Origin of the sequence: Pseudorhizobium marinum (genome assembly GCF_000705355.1) — a bacterium.
GTDB lineage: Bacteria > Pseudomonadota > Alphaproteobacteria > Rhizobiales > Rhizobiaceae > Neorhizobium > Neorhizobium pelagicum.
In genome coordinates, this window is the sequence record NZ_JMQK01000004.1 from 221,630 (window position 1) to 242,776 (window position 21,147).

22 protein-coding genes are annotated in these 21,147 nt (G+C 64.2%); 10 read left to right on the plus strand and 12 right to left on the minus strand.

Annotation, left to right across the window (positions count from 1 at the left end):
* Positions 1 to 26 precede the first annotated feature (26 nt).
* Positions 27 to 1,040: a Gfo/Idh/MocA family protein gene (locus EO99_RS0106685; RefSeq protein ID WP_029617868.1), complete on the plus strand. Its 1,014-nt coding sequence runs from the start codon at positions 27 to 29 to the stop codon at positions 1,038 to 1,040.
* A gap of 8 nt (positions 1,041 to 1,048) precedes the next feature.
* Here EO99_RS0106685 and EO99_RS0106690 read toward each other — a convergent pair whose 3' ends face one another.
* Complete coding sequence (locus tag EO99_RS0106690) at positions 1,049 to 2,695, minus strand: sulfatase-like hydrolase/transferase (RefSeq protein ID WP_235776774.1); 1,647 nt, start codon at positions 2,693 to 2,695, stop codon at positions 1,049 to 1,051.
* 47 nt (positions 2,696 to 2,742) lie between these two features.
* Between EO99_RS0106690 and EO99_RS0106695 the strand changes: the two genes are divergently transcribed.
* Positions 2,743 to 3,672 carry a lysylphosphatidylglycerol synthase transmembrane domain-containing protein gene (locus EO99_RS0106695; RefSeq protein WP_029617870.1) on the plus strand — a complete coding sequence of 310 codons (930 nt, stop codon included), beginning with the start codon at positions 2,743 to 2,745 and terminating at the stop codon, positions 3,670 to 3,672.
* Between the two features lie 5 nt (positions 3,673 to 3,677).
* Here the strand turns inward: EO99_RS0106695 and EO99_RS0106700 are convergent, their stop codons facing one another.
* The 3 genes from EO99_RS0106700 to ribA are packed head-to-tail and all read right to left on the minus strand — an operon-like array spanning position 3,678 to position 6,352.
* Entirely contained in the window at positions 3,678 to 4,427 is a 750-nt protein-coding gene (locus tag EO99_RS0106700; RefSeq protein WP_235776775.1) for an FkbM family methyltransferase, read from the minus strand.
* Complete coding sequence (locus EO99_RS0106705; protein ID WP_077067044.1) at positions 4,417 to 5,214, minus strand: CDP-alcohol phosphatidyltransferase family protein; 798 nt, start codon at positions 5,212 to 5,214, stop codon at positions 4,417 to 4,419. The genes EO99_RS0106700 and EO99_RS0106705 overlap by 11 nt, the downstream gene beginning before the upstream one ends.
* Entirely contained in the window at positions 5,207 to 6,352 is a 1,146-nt protein-coding gene (ribA, locus tag EO99_RS0106710; RefSeq protein ID WP_029617873.1) for a GTP cyclohydrolase II RibA, read from the minus strand. The genes EO99_RS0106705 and ribA overlap by 8 nt, the downstream gene beginning before the upstream one ends.
* A gap of 204 nt (positions 6,353 to 6,556) precedes the next feature.
* Between ribA and EO99_RS0106715 the strand changes: the two genes are divergently transcribed.
* The 4 genes from EO99_RS0106715 to EO99_RS0106730 are packed head-to-tail and all read left to right on the plus strand — an operon-like array spanning position 6,557 to position 9,758.
* Positions 6,557 to 7,534, plus strand: a complete 978-nt coding sequence (locus tag EO99_RS0106715) for a zinc-dependent alcohol dehydrogenase (RefSeq protein ID WP_029617874.1) — start codon at positions 6,557 to 6,559, stop codon at positions 7,532 to 7,534.
* A gap of 12 nt (positions 7,535 to 7,546) precedes the next feature.
* Positions 7,547 to 7,945, plus strand: coding sequence for a 6-pyruvoyl trahydropterin synthase family protein (locus EO99_RS0106720; protein ID WP_029617875.1), 399 nt, complete (start codon positions 7,547 to 7,549; stop codon positions 7,943 to 7,945).
* A complete protein-coding gene (locus EO99_RS0106725; protein ID WP_029617876.1) occupies positions 7,942 to 8,979 on the plus strand; it encodes a glycosyltransferase family 4 protein in 1,038 nt (345 codons plus the stop codon). The genes EO99_RS0106720 and EO99_RS0106725 overlap by 4 nt, the downstream gene beginning before the upstream one ends.
* Entirely contained in the window at positions 8,976 to 9,758 is a 783-nt protein-coding gene (locus EO99_RS0106730) for a class I SAM-dependent methyltransferase (RefSeq protein WP_029617877.1), read from the plus strand. Before EO99_RS0106725 ends, EO99_RS0106730 begins: the two co-directional genes overlap by 4 nt.
* Here EO99_RS0106730 and EO99_RS0106735 read toward each other — a convergent pair.
* The 7 genes from EO99_RS0106735 to speB form a co-directional block, all read right to left on the minus strand.
* A complete protein-coding gene (locus EO99_RS0106735) occupies positions 9,717 to 10,538 on the minus strand; it encodes a RibD family protein (protein ID WP_029617878.1) in 822 nt (273 codons plus the stop codon). The genes EO99_RS0106730 and EO99_RS0106735 overlap by 42 nt on opposite strands.
* Before the next feature lie 155 nt (positions 10,539 to 10,693).
* Complete coding sequence (locus tag EO99_RS0106740; RefSeq protein ID WP_029617879.1) at positions 10,694 to 11,464, minus strand: carbon-nitrogen hydrolase family protein; 771 nt, start codon at positions 11,462 to 11,464, stop codon at positions 10,694 to 10,696.
* Positions 11,461 to 12,258 carry an ABC transporter permease gene (locus EO99_RS0106745; protein WP_029617880.1) on the minus strand — a complete coding sequence of 266 codons (798 nt, stop codon included), beginning with the start codon at positions 12,256 to 12,258 and terminating at the stop codon, positions 11,461 to 11,463. Before EO99_RS0106745 ends, EO99_RS0106740 begins: the two co-directional genes overlap by 4 nt.
* A complete protein-coding gene (locus tag EO99_RS0106750) occupies positions 12,255 to 13,109 on the minus strand; it encodes an ABC transporter permease (protein WP_029617881.1) in 855 nt (284 codons plus the stop codon). Before EO99_RS0106750 ends, EO99_RS0106745 begins: the two co-directional genes overlap by 4 nt.
* On the minus strand, positions 13,106 to 14,140 hold the full coding sequence (locus tag EO99_RS0106755; RefSeq protein WP_029617882.1) for an ABC transporter ATP-binding protein: 1,035 nt from the start codon (positions 14,138 to 14,140) through the stop codon (positions 13,106 to 13,108). The genes EO99_RS0106750 and EO99_RS0106755 overlap by 4 nt, the downstream gene beginning before the upstream one ends.
* Before the next feature lie 98 nt (positions 14,141 to 14,238).
* Positions 14,239 to 15,327, minus strand: a complete 1,089-nt coding sequence (locus EO99_RS0106760; protein ID WP_037111198.1) for an ABC transporter substrate-binding protein — start codon at positions 15,325 to 15,327, stop codon at positions 14,239 to 14,241.
* Between the two features lie 72 nt (positions 15,328 to 15,399).
* Complete coding sequence (speB, locus tag EO99_RS0106765; RefSeq protein ID WP_029617884.1) at positions 15,400 to 16,458, minus strand: agmatinase; 1,059 nt, start codon at positions 16,456 to 16,458, stop codon at positions 15,400 to 15,402.
* A gap of 150 nt (positions 16,459 to 16,608) precedes the next feature.
* Between speB and gcvA the strand changes: the two genes are divergently transcribed.
* A complete protein-coding gene (gene gcvA / locus EO99_RS0106770) occupies positions 16,609 to 17,553 on the plus strand; it encodes a transcriptional regulator GcvA (RefSeq protein ID WP_037111200.1) in 945 nt (314 codons plus the stop codon).
* Positions 17,554 to 17,621: 68 nt separating this feature from the next.
* On the opposite strand, the gene EO99_RS0106775 is transcribed toward gcvA, so the two are convergent.
* Entirely contained in the window at positions 17,622 to 18,137 is a 516-nt protein-coding gene (locus EO99_RS0106775; protein ID WP_029617886.1) for a ferritin-like domain-containing protein, read from the minus strand.
* A 173-nt stretch (positions 18,138 to 18,310) separates the two neighbouring features.
* Between EO99_RS0106775 and modB the strand changes: the two genes are divergently transcribed.
* The 3 genes from modB (at position 18,311) to mmsB (ending at position 21,139) form a co-directional block, all read left to right on the plus strand.
* Positions 18,311 to 19,018, plus strand: a complete 708-nt coding sequence (modB, locus tag EO99_RS0106780; protein ID WP_077067045.1) for a molybdate ABC transporter permease subunit — start codon at positions 18,311 to 18,313, stop codon at positions 19,016 to 19,018.
* Positions 19,015 to 20,085 carry a molybdenum ABC transporter ATP-binding protein gene (gene modC / locus EO99_RS0106785; protein WP_029617888.1) on the plus strand — a complete coding sequence of 357 codons (1,071 nt, stop codon included), beginning with the start codon at positions 19,015 to 19,017 and terminating at the stop codon, positions 20,083 to 20,085. The genes modB and modC overlap by 4 nt, the downstream gene beginning before the upstream one ends.
* Positions 20,086 to 20,254: 169 nt before the next feature.
* Positions 20,255 to 21,139, plus strand: coding sequence for a 3-hydroxyisobutyrate dehydrogenase (gene mmsB / locus EO99_RS0106790; protein ID WP_029617889.1), 885 nt, complete (start codon positions 20,255 to 20,257; stop codon positions 21,137 to 21,139).
* Positions 21,140 to 21,147 lie beyond the last annotated feature (8 nt).

Here is a 21,147-nt window from a genome sequence, read left to right on the forward strand (position 1 = left end):
TCAAGGGGCGGAGTGAGGAGAAGCAAATGCGCATTGCCATCATTGGTCTGGGCATGGCATCGGCGCCGCATGCGCAGAGCCTGATCGACCTGCAGGGACGCCTCGATGTAGCTGGTGCCTACAGTCCGACCGCGGCAAGACGCGAAGCATTCGCGGAGACATGGAAACTTCCGGTGACGGGTGATCTTGGCGGGCTTTTTGAAGACCCGACGATCGATGCCGTCCTCATCCTCACCCCGCCCAACAGCCACCTCGAACTCGTCGAGCGTGCGGCCGAGGCAGGCAAACATATCCTTCTCGAGAAGCCGCTCGATATTTCGATGGAGCGTGCGACAGCTCTCGTCGAGATTGCCGAGGCAAAAGGCGTCAAGCTTGGCATCGTGCTGCAACACCGGTTCCGACCTATCAGTCTCGCGCTGCTGCAACTGGTTTCGGATGGAAGGCTTGGAGAAGTTGTCGGTGCCTCCGCCAAGCTCTCCAACTGGCGGCCACAGAGCTATTACGACCAGCCGGGACGGGGAACCCGAGCGCGCGACGGCGGCGGCGTGCTCCTGACGCAAGGCATCCATACACTCGACCTGCTGATCTCGGTCGCTGGGTTGCCTGTGGAAGCCATGGCTTACGCAACAACGACGCCGGTTCACCGGATGGAAACCGAGGATCTGGTTGCCGGCGCTGTTCGATTTACCAACGGCGCGCTCGGCACCGTCAGTGCGACAACCTGCGCCTACCCCGGCATTCCCGATACGATCGAATTCATCGGGACCAAAGGTTCCGCCAGGATCGAGGGCGCCCGGTTGGTCGCAAACCTGCAGGACGGCTCCACGATCGAACTGGATGACGGGCAGCTGGGCGGCGGCGCCGGTGCGGACCCGATGGCCTTCTCGCATGCGCATCATCGCGCGGTGATCGAAGATTTCATCGATGCGGTGGAGCAGGATCGTCAGCCGAAGGTCAGCGGACGCGAGGCTCTCAAGGTTCACCGGCTTATCGAGGCCCTGCTGCGCTCTGCGGAGACAGGACGTCGGGAAGCCGTCTGAGGAGACCCTCAGGCCGGGCCGCTGAACGTTCGCAGGAAGCGCTCCCTGAACAGGTCCATCCGCATCGGCGCCAAGGACGATGCGGGCACCAGTCCTTCGGTCCATTCCCAGGACGAGAGCTGCTCGATCATCGCCGGACTGCCGATGATGTTGACGGGGACATCCCGCGAGGCTCCCTCGCCGGTAATGACGGAGGCCGGCTGGTGATCGCCGAGGATCACGAAGAGCGTGTTGTCACCGTAGCGCGAAACGTAGGAGCCGAGCGTCTCCAGTGCGTAGTCGATCGAGGCCAGATATTGCTCTCGGATCCGCGCCGGATCCGACCAGACCACCGACGGCGGATCGCCCGAGACGGCCTGTTCATCAAAGATCCGGCCATCGCCAATCTTGTCCCAGTCCACCAGCGTGGGGATCGGCGTCCAGGGCGCGTGGCTCGAGATCAAGGCGATCTCCGCCATCACCGGTTTCTCTGCATTTTCGCGATCCATCTTCTGGAAGGCGGACAGCGTGTATTGGTCGGGCATCGTGACCCAGTTGAACGGTTTGCCGCGGTAGCCGAGCCCGCTTGCGTCCCTCACCGTGTCGTAGCCGAAGTAGCCGCTTTCGGGCCAGTCCATGGTGATGGCCGGCATGATGGCCGTCGTGTGCCATCCGGCCTGCCGAAACAGTGCATTGAGGGTTGGACGCTCGCTGGCGATCATGCGGTCGTAGCGCGCCTGGCTGTCCGTCCAGAGGCCGGACAGCAGCGCCCCGTGCGCCAGCCAGCTGAGGCCGCCGACCGTCGGCGCTGTCAGCCAGCCGCTGCGGGCCTGTAAACCGGCGGCAGCGACCTCCTGCGCCATGCTGCTCAACCTCGTCGCAACGCGGGGCGCATACTGCGCATCCTCGATCGCACTTCGTCCGTAGGACTCGACGAAGATGAAGACCACGTCCGTGCCCGTCAGGCGAGAGAGCCGTTGGTCTGGCGGAATGGATGCGGCGGGATCGGACTTCAGCTCCGTCTCGAAGGCCGCGAGGTCTGCGACGGACTGCCGGATCATGGCGATGCGGTTGGTCAGATAGGGAGCAACGTCTGCGGAGACGGGAGGAGCCCGCGCCTCCAACGACATTGTCGCGAGACCTGCGAGAAGCGCTAGAGCAGCGGCTGCGGCAAGGCCGAGAGCGGTCGGTCTGCCCGGCGATCTGAAGCCGCCCAGGGACCAGAAGAAGACGGCAGAGAGGGCAAGCCACAGGAGGATCGCGCCGCTGACGAACGCCGCCGCTTCGGCGCGACCGATGGAGCCGCTCAGCAGGTTCCAGCCGTCGGTCATGATCTTCAGGTCGAGATAGGGATTGAATGGACGCTGGAAGGCGCTGCCGGTCCCCAGATCTGCAAGCTTCAGGAACAGGATGCCGGCAAACAGCGCCGTCGCGAGGGCGCGCAGCAACCGAAAAAATCGTGTCGGAAGCAGCAGGGCCGCCATGGCGAGGCCCAGTATTTCCAACGGCAGGTTCGGCGGGAAGACGTGGTTCAGAGCGGCCGGATTGGAGGGCAGTGCAAGAACGGCAAAACCCAGAAGAAGTGCCGTCGCCATGCGCAGCCAGCCGATTGCATTTGCCCGCGGTGCGGAGCTGTGGCTTAAGCTATCCCCATGAGCCCTTGCGAACAGCCCCATCATCCTGTCTCCTTTCACCGTCAATGCCACGCCAGGGAATGGGCCGCATGAGAGGCATCCGTTATCTCGGTCCACTGGCCGGCTTCGCGATCCTGGCTGGCGTTCTCTATGCGCTCGATGCGGGGCAGATCGGGCGAAGTCTCACATCCATACCGCCCGCCTATGCTATCGCCGGACTTCTTCTGGTCCAGCTGCAAATCGTGCTGTCGGCCTGGCGGTGGCAGTTTACCGCAGGCAGGCTGGGGATGGTCTTGCCGGTCAGTCATGCGATCCGAGACTATTACCTCAGCACGTTTCTCAATCAGGTCCTTCCCGGTGGCGTCGCAGGCGATGCGGTGCGCGCCGTGCGCCATCGCACCGATGAGACGGGGGGATGGAAGGCACCGGCGCTCGGGGTGTTCCTGGAACGCGTTGCGGGGCAGGGCGTGTTCTTTGTTCTCGCCGGACTTGGGCTCATTATCTGGCCCTTCGCCGACGCGGGCGAACTTCCTCCCACCCTGTCGCGGATCCTTCTGATCCTCGCCATCGTGGTGGTCTGCGGGCTTGTTGTCGGCTTCGTGATCCTGCGCTTTCCCCCTGCGTTTCTTGCCGAACGGCTGGAGGCTGGCAAAGCCGCGCTCTGCCGTGTTTTCATCGCGGACGGTGCCTGGAAAACCCAGTCCCTGCTGAGCCTGCTGATCGTCGCGAGCTATGCCGGGATGTTCATGCTCGCCTCGGCTGCGGTCGGGGCGCCTTTGCCATGGCTGGCTGCGGTCACGGCGGTGCCGCTCTGTCTGCTGATGATGCTCATTCCGCTCACCGTGGCCGGCTGGGGTGCGCGAGAGGCGGCGGCGGCATTGCTCTGGCCGCTGTTCGGCTATGCCGCATCCGATGGCGTGGCCGCCAGCATCTTCTACGGTGTCCTGTCCCTGGTCGGGGCCGCGCCCGGGCTTATCGTGGCGCTCATGGCGCTGGTTCGAAAGGATAAGGCAGGCTGAGGTGATCACTGATCGTCCAGCCGGGCGTAGATATCCCCGGATGGCGACGCGACATCGAGGCTCGACAGTTCCGCCAGCAAGGCGTCGTGCGAGATCCAGTCTTCATGCAGAAAGCGGTGCTGTTCACCGCTGACGCGGTTGAAGCGATAGCGGCCGAGGCGCTGCAACTCTGTCATCGCTTCGCGGGCGACACCCATGGCTGCGGGGATATACTCGAAAATGACCAGGGGAAGCGAGGTACTCAGGCCACGCAGGATGTCGGCTTCCGCCCCTTCGACATCGATCTTGCAGAGGGATGGGCGTCCATAGGCTGCCACCATCTGGTCCAGCGTCGTCATCTCAACCCGTTCGATGCGGTCCCAGGCGACCTTCTGGAAGCCTGAGCTTTCCTTGACGGTCGACATCCAGGATTCCGAAGTGCTTGTGACCGTCGGGTGCCTGCTGGAAATATGGAGGTCAATGGACCCCTGCTCCCGACCGATCGCCTTGCGCAGAAGCGTAAGCTTTGGGTGCCGCAGCGTCCGGGTTATGAAATCGGCGAAATCGGGCTGCGGCTCGACCGCCACCACCGTTGCGCCGAGGCCAAGCAGGGTTCTCGACCTGCTCCCGACATGGGCCCCTATGTCGAAGACGAGATCGCCCGGCTGCACGAGTTTTCCGTAGAACTGCCGCAGTGCCCGTCGCCGCCAGGGTTGGCCGTAGTAGATGAGCAGCGACCGGCCGAAACCCAGCGTGCGCGACAGGTCAAGCGACACGTCTGTCTCCATCCGCCTGCATCAGAAGATAGGCGATATCGACGGCAAAGGAGTAAACCAGCGACAACAGGGCAATTGCCAGAACCACTTGCGCCACCAGCGGATTGACGATCGGGGCCATTGCGATGCACAGCGCCACACCCTGCACGACGCAGACGACCTTGCGCCGCATGGATTCGGGAAGCTCGCCCGAGAGCCGTGAAGACGCCATCCTCGCCGCCAGGAAGCCGTAACGCATGAGCCCGATCAGCAGGACCCAGACACCCGCCTTCCCGAGAAGAAGAGCGGCGGTTGCCAGCAGCAGGATCAGCAGCGCATCGACCTCCATGTCGAAGCGGGCGCCAAACCGCGATGATGTGCCGCTTCGGCGTGCCAGGTAGCCATCCAACCCGTCGAGGGCCAGGGCTGCCGCGGCACTGCCGGTGACGAACCAGAGCATTGAGGCACCCGTCACCTGTTCGGCCGTCAGGATGATGCCGCCGATCATTGCTGTCGCTGCTGCGCGCAGTGTGGTGACGATATTGGCGGGCCCAAAGCGGCTGTGAGGATAGGTCGGCAGCTTCACGAGCGCCAGGATCGAGATGCCGACATAGATGACCAGGCTCACCGACAGCGCCTTGCTCCCGACGTCGAGGTCAGTGCCGAAGGTGCGCAGTACCAGAACGATCGCAGCTGCCCCCACCAGCATGGAGCCCAGAGCCTGAGCGTAGACCAACGGTGGTGTCCTGGGCTGGGGGATTGACCGCTCCGGAAGCGTCAGGCCCACCCATCCGGCATGATCAGCCATCGGAGAGCTCCGTGGCGGCCCGGGTGAGGAGGTCGATGTCTAGCGCGTGACCTGCCCGCAATGTCTTGGTGCGAAGATATTCCAGATTGTCCGGCGTAATGCGGCCGGTGACGGACGTGCGCCCGTTCACCGCTATGCCGGCAGCCAGCAGAGCAGCAACCTTGGTGGGATTATTGGTGAGCAGATTGACGGCGCCAATGCCAAGACCGCCGAGCATGGCGACCGCTGCATCGTATCGACGTTCGTCCAGTCCAAAGCCCAGCTCGGCATCGGCATCGATCGTGTCGAGACCTTCGTGCTGATAGCCATAGGCGCGCATCTTGGCGCCGATGCCGGTGCCGCGGCCTTCCTGGTCGAGATAGAGGAGAACGCCGCCGCCCTGTTCTTTCAGGCTCGACAAACCGTTGCGAAGCTGGTCGCCGCAGTCGCACTTCAGCGAGCCGCAGAGATCCCCGGTGAGGCATGACGAGTGGATCCGCACCGGAACAGGTCCGGAGGTATCCGGCTGACCGACAACGATGGCCACCTGGTCCTTCTGCGCGACACCGCCGCGGAACACGACGAATTCGCAATCGCCGAGGTCGCGGAGAGGAACGGGGGTCCGTACGACCACCTCGAAGCTCCGGGCCATCCGGCGGCTCTTGGGCAGATCCAGATGATCGACTTCGGCACAGGCCGCGAACGTCCGTGCGTGTCGAGGAACCTCCACACACATCATCGCCGGCAGCAGAAGTGCAAGTCCCGCAACCTCTCCCGCAGTCCGCATGAGCGAAGTTGCGGGTTTCCACTCGATCTGGGCAGCTGAATCTCGAGCGTAGGCGAGCGCTGACGCAGATGCGAAATCCATATCCCGTGCGGGAATGGCAATGTCGTCCGCATTGCTTAGACCCAGTCGTGCCGCCCGATGGCGGGACAGGTAGAGAGCATGTTGGCCGCCGGCTGCGCGCGCAAACCTCTCGAAGTCACTTGGAGATGCGGCGTCAAGCGCGAGAGCCGCAACGGAGCCTTCAGGCCCGCTCAAAACGATCGGGCGACCGTAACGGAACTCCGAGACTGCCCGCTCCAGGCGCATCGCCGAATCGTCAAACTGGTAGTCGGCACTTTTGTTGGGCGCCCATAGATGCGGTGATACATTCATGACAGTCTCCTCGACAGCTGTACATGGGGCACATAACGGGTCCGGTCAGGCGACGGATCTGTAAGGGCCGTCAATTAAACGTGATATTCCTGTAGCGGGCTAAAGAAAATCCATTCCCTTGCCACAACCGTAAATGCCCCTAAGTCCAGGATGCGCCTGAGCGAAAATGGGGTGATCGTGACATTGAAACAAGAGGTCCCCCCCATGCCGGGCAACGCTGCTCATGCGACATCGCTATGGTTTGCGGCAAAGGCTCGCTGTGTCCTGCGGAATGAGGTGCTGCCGCCGCGTCAGGACGCGGATATCACCATTCGCAGCCTGTTCAGCGGCATCAGCCGCGGAACCGAAGCGCTGGTATTCCACGGACAGGTGCCGGAAAGCGAATTCGAACGGATGCGCGCACCCTATCAGGATGGCGATATGCCATTCCCGGTCAAGTACGGTTATGCTGCCGTCGGTCTCGTAGAGGAGGGGCCGGCTGACCTGATGGGTCGAGCGGTCTTCGCCCTGCATCCTCACCAGGACAGGTTTCGGATCAGGGCTGACGACGCGCGTCTGCTGCCGGAGGGATTGCCTGCCGAGCGTGCCGTTCTTGCCGCCAACATGGAGACGGCGCTCAACATCGTCTGGGACGCCGGGATAATGCCGGGCGACCGCGTGGCAGTCTACGGAGCTGGCGTCGTCGGGCTGCTGACGGCTTACATCGCGTCACGCATCGCGGCGACGGACACGGTGGTCTGCGATACGTCACCTGCGCGTCGACCGGTGGCGGAGGCGCTGGGGATGACTTTCTGCTCGCCCGCCGATGTCCCGCAGAACTGCGACGTCCTGATCAATGCATCGGCCTCGCCCGCGGCTTTGGAAGGCGCCCTCGACCATGCGGGCTTTGAAGCGCGTATCGTCGAAGCAAGCTGGTATGGCGAAAAACGCGTTGAGATCCCGCTGGGGCGCGCGTTTCATGCGCGGCGCCTGTCGATCATCAGCTCGCAGGTGGGAGCCATCGCCGCCAATCGCCGCGCCCGGTGGGACTATTCGCGCCGCATGGGCAAGGCGCTCGAGCTTCTTGGCGATGCCCGGCTGGATGCGCTGATCTCGGGCGAAACCCCCTTTGCTTCCATCGCGGATGCCTATCCGGACATTCTCGCATCTCCCGACACCCTGTGTCACCGCATTCGATACTGAAAAGGAATTGCCATGTTTGCCGTTGAAGTCCGCGACCACATCATGATCGCCCACAGCCTCCCAAGGCCGGTGTTCGGGCCAGCCCAGGGAATGCATGGCGCGACCTTCGTCGTTGACGCCGCCTTTTTCACCGCCGATCTGGATGAAGATGGTCTTGCCGTCGACATCGGCCTGGCCATGCAGGTGCTGGGGGAGGTGTTGAAGCCGCTGAACTACCAGAACCTCGACGAGGTCGAGGAGTTTGCCGGCAAGGTCACCACCACCGAATTTCTGGCGAAGTTCATTTTCGACCAGCTGGCAAAGGCGATTGCAGGCGGACGACTCGGCGATGGCAGCGGTCGCATCCGCCGGCTGAAGGTGATGCTGCACGAGTCGCACACCGCGCGCGGCTGGTATGAGGCGGACCTTTGAGCCGTACGCTCCATTTTGCCTATCCAGGCGAGTTGCAGACCAGGACCGGCGGCTATGGCTACGACCGACGGGTGGTCGCAGCGCTGGGAGATCTTGGCTGGGATGTGAAGCTTGTGCCGCTTGGCGACGGGTTTCCAGCCCGTCCGGACCTTGCGCAGGCCGAGAGCACTCTCGCAGCCATTCCGGACGGCAGCATCCTGATGGTCGATGGCCTAGCCTTCGGGGTTCTCGACCGGGTGGCGAAGACGCTCGGCCAAAGGGTCCGTTTGTTTGCGCTGGTGCATCATCCGCTGGCGCTGGAGACGGGTCTTTCGGAGCATGCGAAGGCGGAGCTTGCGGCGCGCGAGCGGGCAGCCCTGGCCTGCACACGCGGCACGGTCGTCACGTCTGCCGCGACCGCCCGCGAACTGGTTGAAAACTATAGTATCGCAAACGAAGACGTCGTTACGGCTCTGCCTGGCACCGATCCCGGACCGCTTGCGACAGGACGTGGCGCTGTTCCTTGCATCCTCAGTGTCGGATCACTGACGCGGCGCAAGGGGCACGACGTGCTGATTGCAGCACTCGCGACCTTGCGCGATCTTTCGTGGACCTGCCGCATCGTCGGGAGCCGCGACCTGGATGCAGGCGTTGCCGACGAGCTGGAGCGGCTGATCTCCACGCTTCGGCTCGAGGACCGGGTGACGCTCTTGGGCGAGGTCGACGATGTGCAGGCGGAGTTTGCGGGTGCGGATATCTTTGCCCTGGCAAGCCGCTACGAAGGGTACGGAATGGTGTTTGCCGAAGCGCTGGCGCACGGACTGCCGATCGTTGGCTGTGCGGCCGGTGCCGTGCCGGAGGTCGTTCCGGCGACGGCTGGAATTCTGGTGGCGCCGGATGACCGGCAAGAACTCGCCGCCGCCCTTCGGCGGCTGCTGGACGAGCCGCAGACGCGCAGAGCGATGGCCGGAGAGGCCGCCCGCGCCGGAGCGGCACTGCCATCCTGGCGCGACACAGCGGCGATCATAGCCCAATTTCTGGAGAGCAGAGCATGAGCGGTTTCGACAAGGATTGGCTGGCACTGCGCGAGCCTGTCGACCGAAGGTCGCGGGATGCAGGGCTGCTGGAACACGCGGTGACCGCCGTCGGAGAAGGCGGTCGCATCCTGGACATCGGTTGCGGCACCGGATCGACCTACCGCACGCTGGCAGACAGGCTTTCGCCGGCAACCGCCTGGACGCTGTTCGACTACGACGCGCGGCTGCTGGCGGAGGCAAAACGGCGCCATCCGGATGCGGGTATCGCTTTTCTCGAGGGAGACCTCAACGACATCGCATCCCTGCCGCTCGAAGGAACGGCAATTGTGACCGCTTCGGCACTGTTCGATCTCTGCTCGTCGGCCTTCATCGATCGCTTCGTGGGCAGGATTGGGGAGACCGGCGTCGGGCTTTACGCCGCGCTGAACTACGACGGGGAGATGCTCTGGTCGGTCGCCCATCCGCTCGACGCGGCGGTGACGGAGGCCTTCAACGATCACCAGCGAACCGACAAGGGGTTTGGCACCTCCGCTGGACCAGAAGCCTGGCAGGTTCTGGCTGAGCGGCTAGAAGCCGGGGGATTCGCGGTCAGCACTGCCACAAGCCCCTGGATCATGGGTGCCGAAGACGCAGATCTCCAGCGCATGTTCCTGGATGGCGTAGCGCAGGCCGTGCGGGAGGCGGCGCGTCTTTCCGAGGATGAACTGACGGACTGGTACGAATTCAGGCTTGCCTCGATCGAAGCAACCGACAGCTCATGCCGTGTCGGTCACCAGGACGTGCTCGCTCTCCCGTGACACCGACTGCAGGGTTCGGCTGCGAAAATTGCAGTCGAAGACGATATCCGTGCCGATGTTGTAGACCGTGACATCGGGACGGCGCGCCTCCGCCAAGCGGTCGACCGGTGCGAGCGTGATGCCCATCGGGCCGGAGCCGATGATGATCGGCGACACGGACACATGCAGGCGATCGACGAGATCGGCATCGAGGAAGCGGGCAATGGTGTTGGCGCCGCCCTCGACGAGGACTGTCGTCAGGCCGCGTTCCGCCAGACAGTCGAGGATGTCCTGCGGATGCAGGCCTTCGCCGCGACGCGGCAGGCAGACAATCTCCTGGTCCAGATCCCGCAGCGGCGCATCGTCTGCCTGGATGATCAGCACGGGCGTGCCCCCGTCGGTCAGCATCTTGGCGCCGGCGGGAATGCGGCCATTGCAGTCGATCACGACGCGGACCGGGCTCCGGCCGGGAACGGACCGGACGGACAGGCTGGGGTTGTCGGCAACCACGGTTCCGACACCGACGATCACCGCATCCACCAGGGCACGGCAGCGGTGCAGGTGGGCAATGCCGTCGCAGCCGGAGACATCCTGCGCGTCGCCGGTCGGCGTGGCCACGCGGCCGTCGAGTGACTGCCCGACCTGCGCCAGCACGAATGGTCCCTTGCGTGCGGCAATTGTCTCATAGAGCGGAAGGCATGGGAGCGGGAGGTCTGACCGAGGCGGCTGAGGCGAGGAACCGTCTTCGCGGATAGATCGGAGATAGTCCCACGCTTCGTCCGTCATTTGCGTCACGTTCATGCCTCACCTCGGATCTGCAGCCAACTGCTCAAAATGCGCTCCTTGGCAGGATGTTCCCATGGCTTGCTGCCAGTTCCGCTGCTCAGCGTTCCGGAGCGCCTCGCAGAGCATCACGCCCGAGAGCGCACGGCAGATCAAACGGATTGAGGCTGACGTCAGCGCAGGTCGGCAAGATAGGTGTTTTCCGAGCGGGAGCTATGGAAGGTGGCAGGGTCGATCTCTGCAACGATCAGGGCTTCGCTCTCGGCCGGAGCCTCGGCAAGAAGTCCTCCGTCGGGTGCAGCAATACGTGACAGGCCGGCGTAGGCGAAGCGTTCGTCCGTGCCGCAATGGTTGACGTAGGCGACGAAGACCTGGTTCTCGAAGGCCCGGACGCGGATCATGTGCTCGGCGATGAAGGCGCCGGACCAGCCTGACGGCAGTGCCGTCGGCACAACCACCAGGTCGGCGCCTGCCTGGGCGAGGCGACGGACGTTTTCCGGAAACTCGACGTCGTAGCAGATCAGCATTCCCAGCCGAATGCCGTCGATGGTGGCGAGGACGGAAGAGGGTGCCTCCGGCCGAAACCATTGCCGCTCGTAGGGGCCATAGAGATGTGATTTGCGATAGGTCGCCGTCTGCCCTTTGCCGTCGGTCAGGAAGACACTGTTGTAGACGCTCTCCCCATCCTTCTCGGCAAAGCCCGCGACGATGGTCAGGCCATGGCGGCGGGCGATCTGCGAAAGCTGTTGCGTCAGGGGACCGTCGGCAGGCGAGGCGAGGGCGGGAAAGAGGTCGCCGGCACCATAGCCGGTCAAGGCAAGCTCGGGTGCGATCAGCAGCCGAACGCCCTGGGCGGCGGCCTTCCCGGCCGCCGCGTCGATCTTGGCGAGGTTTGCATCGACGTCGCCGAGGACCGCCTGCATCTGGAAGCCGGCGATCTTCATCGGTCGTCCGCCATGGCACCCAGCAGTTTCGGCAGGTCGCCGAAGCGGGCGATCAGCCCAAAGACCAGCGCGGCGATGGCCAGGAACAGTACGGTCACCGAGGCCATGGTCGGCGTATAGCCGTAGCGCAGCGCGTTGAAGATCTTGATCGGCAGGGTTTCCATCGTGAAGCCCACCGTCATGTAGGCGACGATGTACTCGTTGAGCGACAGCACGAAGGCGAAGGCATAGCCGGAGACGAGATAGGGCAGGATCAGCGGCAGCACGACGGTGCGGAAGATCACCCGGTCGCTCGCGCCCATGGTCGCGGCGGCTTCCACCAGCGATCGGTCGATAGCGGAAAAGCCGAGCGACAGGGTCACGAGCGGCAGCGTCACGAAGAAGATCGCGTGGCTGATGACGGCCGTCCAGGGCTGGCCGTAGAAACCGGTGGTGGCCCAGAAGGTGAGAAGGCCGAGCGCCGTGATCACCGGCGGCAGCGTGAAGGGTGCAACGCCCAGCAGCTGGAAGATATTGGCCCAGGGCGCCACCCTGCGCCACAGGAACCAGGCAAGCGGGAGGGCGACGAGAAGCGCCAGCGCTGCCGACAGGGCAGCGAGCGTCAGCGATGCAAAAAGGGCGTTGCGCCAGCCGTCGTCGGTAAAGATCTCGCCGTACCAGGAGAGCGAGAAGCCCTGCGGCGGAAAGGCGAGCGTCTGCTTCTCGTTGATCGACACGCCCACCATCACGATCAGCGGCAGTGCCATGAAGAGCGCGACGGCGAAGAAGAAGAGGCGGCTGAGGATCGTCGTCATGCGGCCTCCCTCCTGCGTCCGGCGTAGACGGCAAGCCCGACGAGCGCCAGCGACACCAGCACCAGGAAGACGGCCATGGCCGCGGCAAACGGCATGTTGGACTGATAGATCGCCTGGTCGGTGATCAGCACGGACAGCGTCCAATGCTGCGGACGGCCGAGAAGCTGCGGCAGCAGGTAGGAGCCGAGCGCGAAGATGAAGACCATGATCAGCGTTGCCAGAACGGTGTTGCGCAGGGCCGGGACGACGACCGTGAAGAAGGCGCGCATCGGTGAGGCGCCGAGCGTTCGGGCCGCCTCCGTCAGCGTCGGGTCGAGCCGCACCAGAGCGGGGTAGAGAACCAGAACCGTATAGGGCAGGGCCTGATAGGTCATCGCCGTCATCACCGCGCCGAAACTCGGTGTCAGCGCCTGCGGTCCCGCCATCAGTCCGAAGTAGGCGAAGAGATTGGTGATGCCGGCCGTGCGCGAGAACAGGGTCGACCACGCAAAGCCGATCATCACTTCGGAAAGAGAGAGGATCGAGAGAAGCACCACGAGCCAGAGGATCTGGACGTTCCGCGCCGACCGCGAGAGTAGGTAGGTGAAGGGAACGCCGATTGCCACGCAGGCGGCGGCGACGGCCATGGCGAGAAAGAGCGAGAAGCCCAGCACCTTGCCGAAGAAGAGGCTGATGAAACGGGCATAATTGTCCCAGACGAAAGCCGGTTGGTAAAAGCCGCCCTGTTCCCGCTCGAAGAATGAGACGGCGATCATTGTCGCGAAGGGGATGACGAAGAAGACGATCAGCATGCCGGCCGGGAAGACCAGCGGCCCGTAATCGGCAAGGCGCTGCGGCGGTTCGCGTCTCATGACGCCAGTACCACGCTGGTTTGCGGATCGAGTCGAATGCCGACGTCCTGTCCCACGGTGACCACGGGCCGGTCGCGAGGAGAAGAGACGGCAACGATCTGCTGACCGCCGGCCTCGACGAAAGTTTCCACCGTGCCGCCAAGGTCGCGGATGAAGGTTACCGTGCCGGTGATGGCCTCGCCGCCGGGAGCGGTCAATTGCACGTCTTCGGGACGCACGGAAACTGTACCCGTCTTGGCGGTGCCAAGCTGCAACCCGTCTACCGATGCGCCGAGGATGGTGGCGCGGCCGCTCGCTTCTGCGGCGAAGGGAATGAGATTGGTGGAGCCGATGAAGTCGGCGACGAAGGAATCGGCCGGGCGGCGGTAGATGTCGACCGGCGCTGCCGCCTGGCGGATCTGGCCACCGTTCATGACGACCACCGTATCGGCCATGGTCATGGCTTCGCGCTGGTCATGGGTGACGACGATGGTGGTGATGCCGAGGCGCTGCTGCAGCTGCCGCAGCTCCACCTGCATGGCTTCGCGCAGCTTGGCGTCCAGCGCCGAGAGCGGTTCGTCGAGCAGGAACAGTTTCGGGGAGATCGCCAAGGCGCGGGCGATCGCGACGCGCTGGCGCTGGCCGCCCGAAAGCTTGCTGACGGAGCGATCGGAAAAGCCCGTGAGGTGGATCATCGCCAGAAGCTCGTTGACGCGCTTCTTCTGGTCGGCCTTGTCGACGCCGCGGATGCGCAGCGCATATGCGATGTTTTCGCCGACCGTCAGATGCGGGAAGAGTGCGAGCGACTGGAAGACCATGCCGAGGTTGCGCTTGTGCGTCGGGACCTCGGTGATGTCGTCTCCGCCCAGCGTGATCGATCCCGTGCTGGGAAGGTCCAGTCCGGCGATCATCCGCATCAACGTGGTCTTGCCGCAACCGGAGGGACCGAGCAGGCACACGAAGGTGCCGTCGGGAACCGACAGGTTCACGTCGTCGACCGCGGTGAAGGTGCCGAACCGCTTCGTCACATTGCTGAGGATTAGTCCGGACATTCGCTCTCCGCTCGTTTTGTCGGGGGCGTTCGATTAGCGCATTTGCGATGGGACGACCACCCCCGCCAGAATGCGAGGGTGGTCGGTAAAAGGCCGGATCAGCCGGCGATCATTTCGGTCCACTTCTGGTTCAGGAAGTCGGACTTCTGCTGGTACATATCGTAGCGCGGAATGATCGGGTCGATGTCGGAGGACACGGCGGCGAACTCCTCGGCCGTCAGGTCGAGCAGGTCACGCTTGATGGTCGGAGAGGTGCCGACCTTGCGCGACAGGATCGCCTGGATCTCCGGCTGGCACATGTAGTTGATGAAGACATGGGCTTCTTCGAGCTTCTCGGATGCGCGCGAGACTGCCCAGCTGCCGGAATCGAGGATGCCGCCTTCCTTCGGGAAGGTCGAACGGACCGGATTGCCATCCGCAGCCGCCAGGCCGGTGACGTCGTGGTAGTACTGACCCATCGGGATTTCGCCGGACTTCAGTGCCTGCTCGAACTGCGCCTCGTCACGGTACCAGAGCCGGACGTTGGGCTTCACTTCGGCAAGCTTGTCGAAGACCTTCAGGATGCCCTCTTCCGTGTCCAGCACCTCGGTGCCGCCGAAGTGGGTCTTGGCGGTGACTTCGAGCAGGAAGGAGTTGGAAACCAGCGCCAGCAGGCCGAGCTTGTCGGCATTGGCCGGATCCCAGAGGGCGGCCCAGGAGGTCGGCGCTTCCGGATAGCTGTCGGTGTTGGTGACCAGCGTGATGTACCAGGAGACGGCGCCGATGCCGGCGACGCGACCGTCCGGATATTTGTTGATGAAGGTCTCGATCAGGCCGGAAGCATTCTCGATCTTGGCCATGTCGAGCGGTGCCCAGAGGTCCGTCGACTGGCCCTTCAGCAGGGCGACCTGCGACATCATGGAGACGTCGGCCGGAGCCTGGCCCGCGCGTGCGGCCTGCTCCAGCTGCACCAGCCAGGCTTCACCGGTCGGCTCGGCGACCGACTGGATGGCGATGCCGGTTGCCTTGGTGAATTCCGGGAAGATGTTGTTGTCGAAGGAATCCTTGAAGTAGCCGCCGTAGACGCCAACCGTCAGGGACTTGTCCTGCGCCCGCAGGATCGAGGGCATGGCCAGCATGGATGCTCCGGCGAGGCCGGCACCCAGCACCGCACGGCGGCTGGCTGTGGTTTTCATGATGTCGCGCATATTGTTCTCCTTTGTTTGCCGGCAGGTTCTCTTGCCTGCGCAGCGAGTTCCCACTCTTGTCGCTATCTTACGTCAGTCGTTGCCCTTCAAGGAAGGGCTGAAGACCATCAGGCTGAGGATTTCAAAGAGCATTTGTGCGCCCGCCTGGGCCGTATTGGTCGTCGTGTCGTACTGCGGAGCCACTTCCACCACGTCGCCGCCGACGAGGTTGATGCCCTTGAGACCGCGGATCAGTTCCAGCACCTCGCGCGTCGTCAGGCCGCCGATTTCCGGCGTGCCGGTGCCGGGGGCAAAGCTCGGATCGAGGCTGTCGATGTCGAAGGAGAGATAGGTGGGTCCGTCGCCGACGATGGCCTTCGCCTTCTCGATGATGGCGGGCATGCCCATTCCGGACACTTCCTCCGCGTGGATGACCGTCATCCCGGAGGCGTAGGAGAACTCCCAGATGTATTCCGCCGCGCCGCGGATGCCGATCTGGATCGTGCGGGTCGGATCGAGGACACCATCCAGTACGGCGTTGCGGAAAGGCCCGGCATGATGGAACTTGCTGTGGTCGAAGGGGCCGCTCGTGTCGCAATGGGCGTCGATATGGATCATGCCGACCGGCGCCTTTTTGCCGACGGCCTTCAGGATCGACTGGCTGATGGAATGGTCGCCGCCGACGGCGAGCGGCAGCACTCCGGCGTCCACGATCTGGTTGAAGCGCTTCTTGATGTCCTCGTGGCACATCTCGAGATTATAGCGGCTGCGCAGCGGCACATCACCGATATCGGCGACACGGATGTCGAAGACCGGTGCGGTCTTCAGCACATGGTTGTAGGGGCCGATCCGCTCGACCGTCCGCAGGGCCCTTGGCCCGAAGCGGGATCCCGGCCGGTTGGTGACGCCAAGGTCCATCGGCACGCCGGTGATCGCTACCTGCAGGTTGCCGAAGTCCGGATCTTCCGCATCGACTGGCATATGCGGCGCCGAGACGAAGGTGGGGACGCCGGCATAGGGGGCCAGACGGGTGCCACTCGCAGAGAAGATCTTGTCGGCGACCTTCCGGAACTCCGGATCGTAGAGATCGCCACCGTGGCCCGATCCGTATTTCTCGCGGAGTTCGCGGAGCTTTTCTTCGTCCAATGCCATGATGTCCGACCGTTTCCTCGCCCGTGCCTAAATTTAATTCCCGAGACTATGTCGCCTTCGTTTTGTGCATTATCGGCAAAGTCAGGCTGGAAATGCAATTGACAATGTTCTAGCAGTCGCCGTGAGAAAAATTCACATACGAGACGCTCCGTGACAACTCGTCTGCCGCCGCTCAATCCGCTTCGCGCCTTCGAGGCGGCGGCGCGTCATGCTTCCGTCTCCGCGGCGGCACGGGAACTGCGGGTGACGCATGGAGCCGTCAGCCACCAGATCCGCGCGCTGGAGGAATCGCTGGATATCGTGCTTTTCGAGCGCGGCGGACGGCGCCTGAAGCTGACGGCGGCGGGAGCCCTGCTGCTGCCGGCCGTCACGCAGGCGTTCAGTGGTATCGCTGCCGCGACGGCGCAGATGCGGCGGCCGGCGACGACCGGCAATCTCACCATCACCTGTGTGCCCGCGCTCCTGTCGTTCTGGATCGTGCCGCGGCTTGCCTCCTTCACGGAGCAGTATCCCGACGTGACGCTGAACCTTGCCGCCTCCAACGATCCAGCCCAGCTGCATTCCCAGGATGTGGACGTCTGCATTCTCTACGGCGACGGAAACTGGCCGGATGCCTGGACACGGCTCTGGAGCAACCTGCAGCTCTTTCCCGTCGCAAGCCCGACTTTGCTCAACAGCCGCCCGCTGCGCTCGATGCGCGATCTGGAGGACCACGTCCTGTTGCATGGGGACCGTGACGGGCGGGAGTGGAACACCTGGCTCGCGGCGGCCGAGGGGGCCGACTTCCCCCGCCGCAGACAGCATTTCATGGGGGATGCCCGGTTTTCGACCGAGGCTGCGCTGCATGGCCAGGGCGTCGCACTGGGGGACACGATCACGGCTGCCAAGCTGATCGCCGAGGGGGAGCTGCTTGTGCCCTTTGATCTCGGCGTCCCGGCCAATGACGCCTTCTACGTCGCCTGCCGGCATGAGATGCGATCCGCCCCGATCGTGCGCGTCTTCATCGACTGGCTCTTTGCCTCGCTGGAGGCCGATCGGTTGCCGGAGCCGACCAGTCTCGCCCGGACGGTTCTGCGCGGCCGCCAGGCGAAGTGAACAGACAGAAAGGGCGACATCGGTGCGGACGCCACCCCCTCTCTGTCATCGACTGTGAAGCGCGTTGGTCAGATCTTCGCCGTTTCACCGGCTTCGCGAAGGGATGCAAAGCGGAGGGTGACGGTTCGAAGGTTTTCATCGATCCACTGAGCCATCTGCTCCTCTTCCTTCAGGTTCGTCTGGAGGGCCGACGTGGCGAAGGAGAAACCTCCCAGTTCGGCCAGCGTCAGGAGCGACTTGTAGGAGGCGATCTCGAAATGCTCGAAGGCGTAGTTGGCAAAGGAGTCCTTGAGGATCTCGTCGCCGGCGACCGTGTGGCCCATGGCCGCCATGCCGCCGGTGAACGATAGCGCCATGTCCTTGATGGACGAATGGCTTTCATCCAGCTGCTGAAGCAGGTCGTCGATGCGGCTCATCTGGCCTTCCGTTTCGCGGACATGCTGTTCGAGGCGGGCAGCGACTTCGGGGTAGTTTTCGATCCGCGAAACCTGCGGCTTCATGATCGACAGAGCCTGGTTTTCCATCGCATGGGCATTCTTGAGGCCCGTCACGAAGATTTCGCGGATAGCGCTGGTATCAGCCATAGTGGTTCTCCATCCAAGGGTTGAGATCGCGGCTCAAACCGCAGGGCGTTGTAAATGTTCCAGAACTCGGACCGGGAACGGCGGGTCGGATGGCTTTTTGTACGCCTTCGTACTATCCAGAGACCACGGCGGAGGGATCGCGGCACCGGGCCGCAGCGATCGCGCCTCAGGGGATGGCATTGGACTGGCTGGCGCTGAGCGAGGAGGAATGGACTGCGGTCAGGCTCAGCCTGAAGGTGGCGAGCGTCGCCATGATCTGCAGTCTCCCGTTCGGCATCTTCATTGCCTATGTGCTTGCCCGCGGCCGATTCTGGGGCAAATCGCTCCTCAACGGCCTGGTACACCTGCCGCTGATCCTGCCGCCGGTGGTGACCGGCTTCCTGCTGCTCGTCAGCTTCGGCCGGCGCGGCCCGATCGGTGCCTTCCTCTACGATTGGTTCGGCATCAGCTTTTCGTTCCGCTGGACGGGAGCCGCACTCGCCTGCGCCATCATGGGCTTTCCGCTCATGGTCCGGTCGATCCGCCTGTCGATCGAGGCCATCGACAGAAAGCTGGAAGAGGCGGCCGGAACCCTCGGGGCAAGCCCCGCCTGGGTCTTCGTCTCCGTGACGCTGCCGCTCGCGCTCCCCGGCATCATCGCCGGCATGATCCTCTCCTTTGCCAAGGCGATGGGCGAGTTCGGCGCAACGATCACCTTCGTTTCCAACATCCCCGGTGAAACCCAAACCCTTTCGGCGGCCATCTACAGCTTTACCCAGGTCCCCGGCGGCGACGCAGGCGCGATGCGCCTGACGCTTGTCGCGGTGGCCATCTCGTTCGGCGCGCTGCTCGCGTCGGAGGCGCTTGCCCAGATGATCGGGCGACGGGGGCGGCAGCCATGACGTTTACCGTCGAAGCACGACACCGCCTCGGCGCCTTCCGGCTGGACGCCAGCTTCACAGCTGAGCACGGGGTGACGGCCCTGTTCGGGCGATCCGGATCAGGAAAGACCTCGCTGATGCGCATCATCGCCGGGCTGTCGCGGCCGGACGAGGGGCGGGTGGTGCTGGATGGCGACGTGCTTCTGGACACCGGGCAAAACATCTTCGTCCGTCCATATCGTCGCCGGTTCGGCTATGTCTTCCAGGAGGCGCGGCTCTTTCCGCATCTCAGCGTCCGGCGCAATCTCGCCTATGGCCAATGGTTTTCGCGCGACCGGTCGCGACGGGACGAATTTGACCGGGTCGTGGAGATGCTCGGAATCGCGCCGCTCCTGGACCGCCAGCCGGACGCGCTGTCGGGAGGAGAGCAGCAAAGGGTGGCAATCGGTCGGGCTCTTCTGAGCGCGCCGCGTCTGCTGCTGATGGACGAGCCCTTGGCGGCCCTCGACGATGAACGCAAGGCGGAGATCCTGCCGTATCTGGAACGGCTGCGGGATGAGGCGGGCATCCCGATCGTCTATGTCAGCCATTCGGTTGCCGAGGTCGCGCGGCTCGCCGATCAGGTGGTGCTGATGCAGGAGGGGCAGGTGGCAGCGGTCGGCGATCCGGGTCAGGTGCTTGCCGGCCGCCGCGCTTCGGCTCTCGACCGGCGCGAGGCGGGAAGCGTCCTCTCCGGTCGCGTCGAAAGCGTCGACGCGGTCAACGGGCTTGCGAGGGTGCGGCTGAAGGACCTGTGCCTCCTCGTGCCGGACGCCGGATTGGCAGAGGGCGCCGCGGTGCGCCTGCACATCCCGGAACGCGACGTTATCATAGCCATGACCGAGCCGGTGGGGCTGAGCGCCCTCAACATCCTGCCCGGAACCGTCGACGCGATCGAGACGGATGGTGACGGCGCCGTTCTCGTGAGCCTGGCGTGCGGCGGCAACATCATCGCGTCCCGCATCACGTCGTTTTCCGCGACAAGGCTGGAACTCCGGGTCGGGCAGCCCGCCTTTGCCGTCATCAAGTCCGTGGCGCTGGAACGGTAGCCTCCAAGAGGCTTCAACAGGCTGGCGCACGGCAATCGCCTGTGCAACATCTGGAAGCGCGGTCGATGAGGGATGGGAGGAGCATCGCTCTGCCTTCACTGCCGCGGCAAGAGTGATCAGTCCGGATGGAGCAGACGCCATGCCTCCGTCCGCAGTCGGGAGGAAGAACATGGCAATCAGCATCGCATTCATCGGTCTCGGCAACATGGGCGGCCCGATGGCGGCCAACCTCGTGAAGGCCGGCTATGGCGTCAAAGGGTTCGACCTGTCGCCGGACTCCCGCGAGGCCGCCGCGGCGACCGGCATAGCAATCGCTTCCAGTGCGGCGGAGGCCGTTGCGGAGGCTGATGCGGTCGTCACCATGCTGCCGGCCGGGCGGCATGTGCTGGCGGTCTGGCAGGAGCTGACTGCCGCGGTGAAGCCGGGGACGCTGCTGATCGACTGCTCGACGATCGACGTCGACAGCGCACGGCAGGCTCATGTCCTCGCGAAGGAGGCAGGCTGCCTGTCGCTCGATGCGCCGGTATCGGGCGGGACGGTCGGCGCCGCGGGCGCAACACTGACCTTCATGGTGGGCGGTGACAAGGATGCCTTTGCGCGCGGGGAGCCGATCCTTCAGGCCATGGGCAAGCGCATCGTCCACTGCGGCGATGCCGGGGCCGGCCAGGCCGCCAAGATCTGCAACAACATGATCCTCGGCATCACCATGGCCGGCGTCTGCGAGGCCTTCGTGCTCGGCGAAAAGCTCGGGCTCTCGCATCAGGCGCTGTTCGATGTTGCTTCCACCTCGTCCGGGCAGTGCTGGTCGCTGACCACCTACTGCCCGGTGCCGGGGCCTGTGCCGACGTCTCCCGCCAACAACGGCTACAAGCCCGGTTTTGCCGCCGCTCTGATGATGAAGGACCTGAAGCTTTCGCAGGAGGCGGCCGTTGCGGCGGGCGCGACGACGGAGATGGGCGCCCATGCCGCCAAACTCTACGAGAAGTTCAGCGACGGCGGCCACGGCGGCGAGGATTTCTCCGGCCTGATCAACTTCCTGCGCGAAAACGCCTGAGTCTCGGG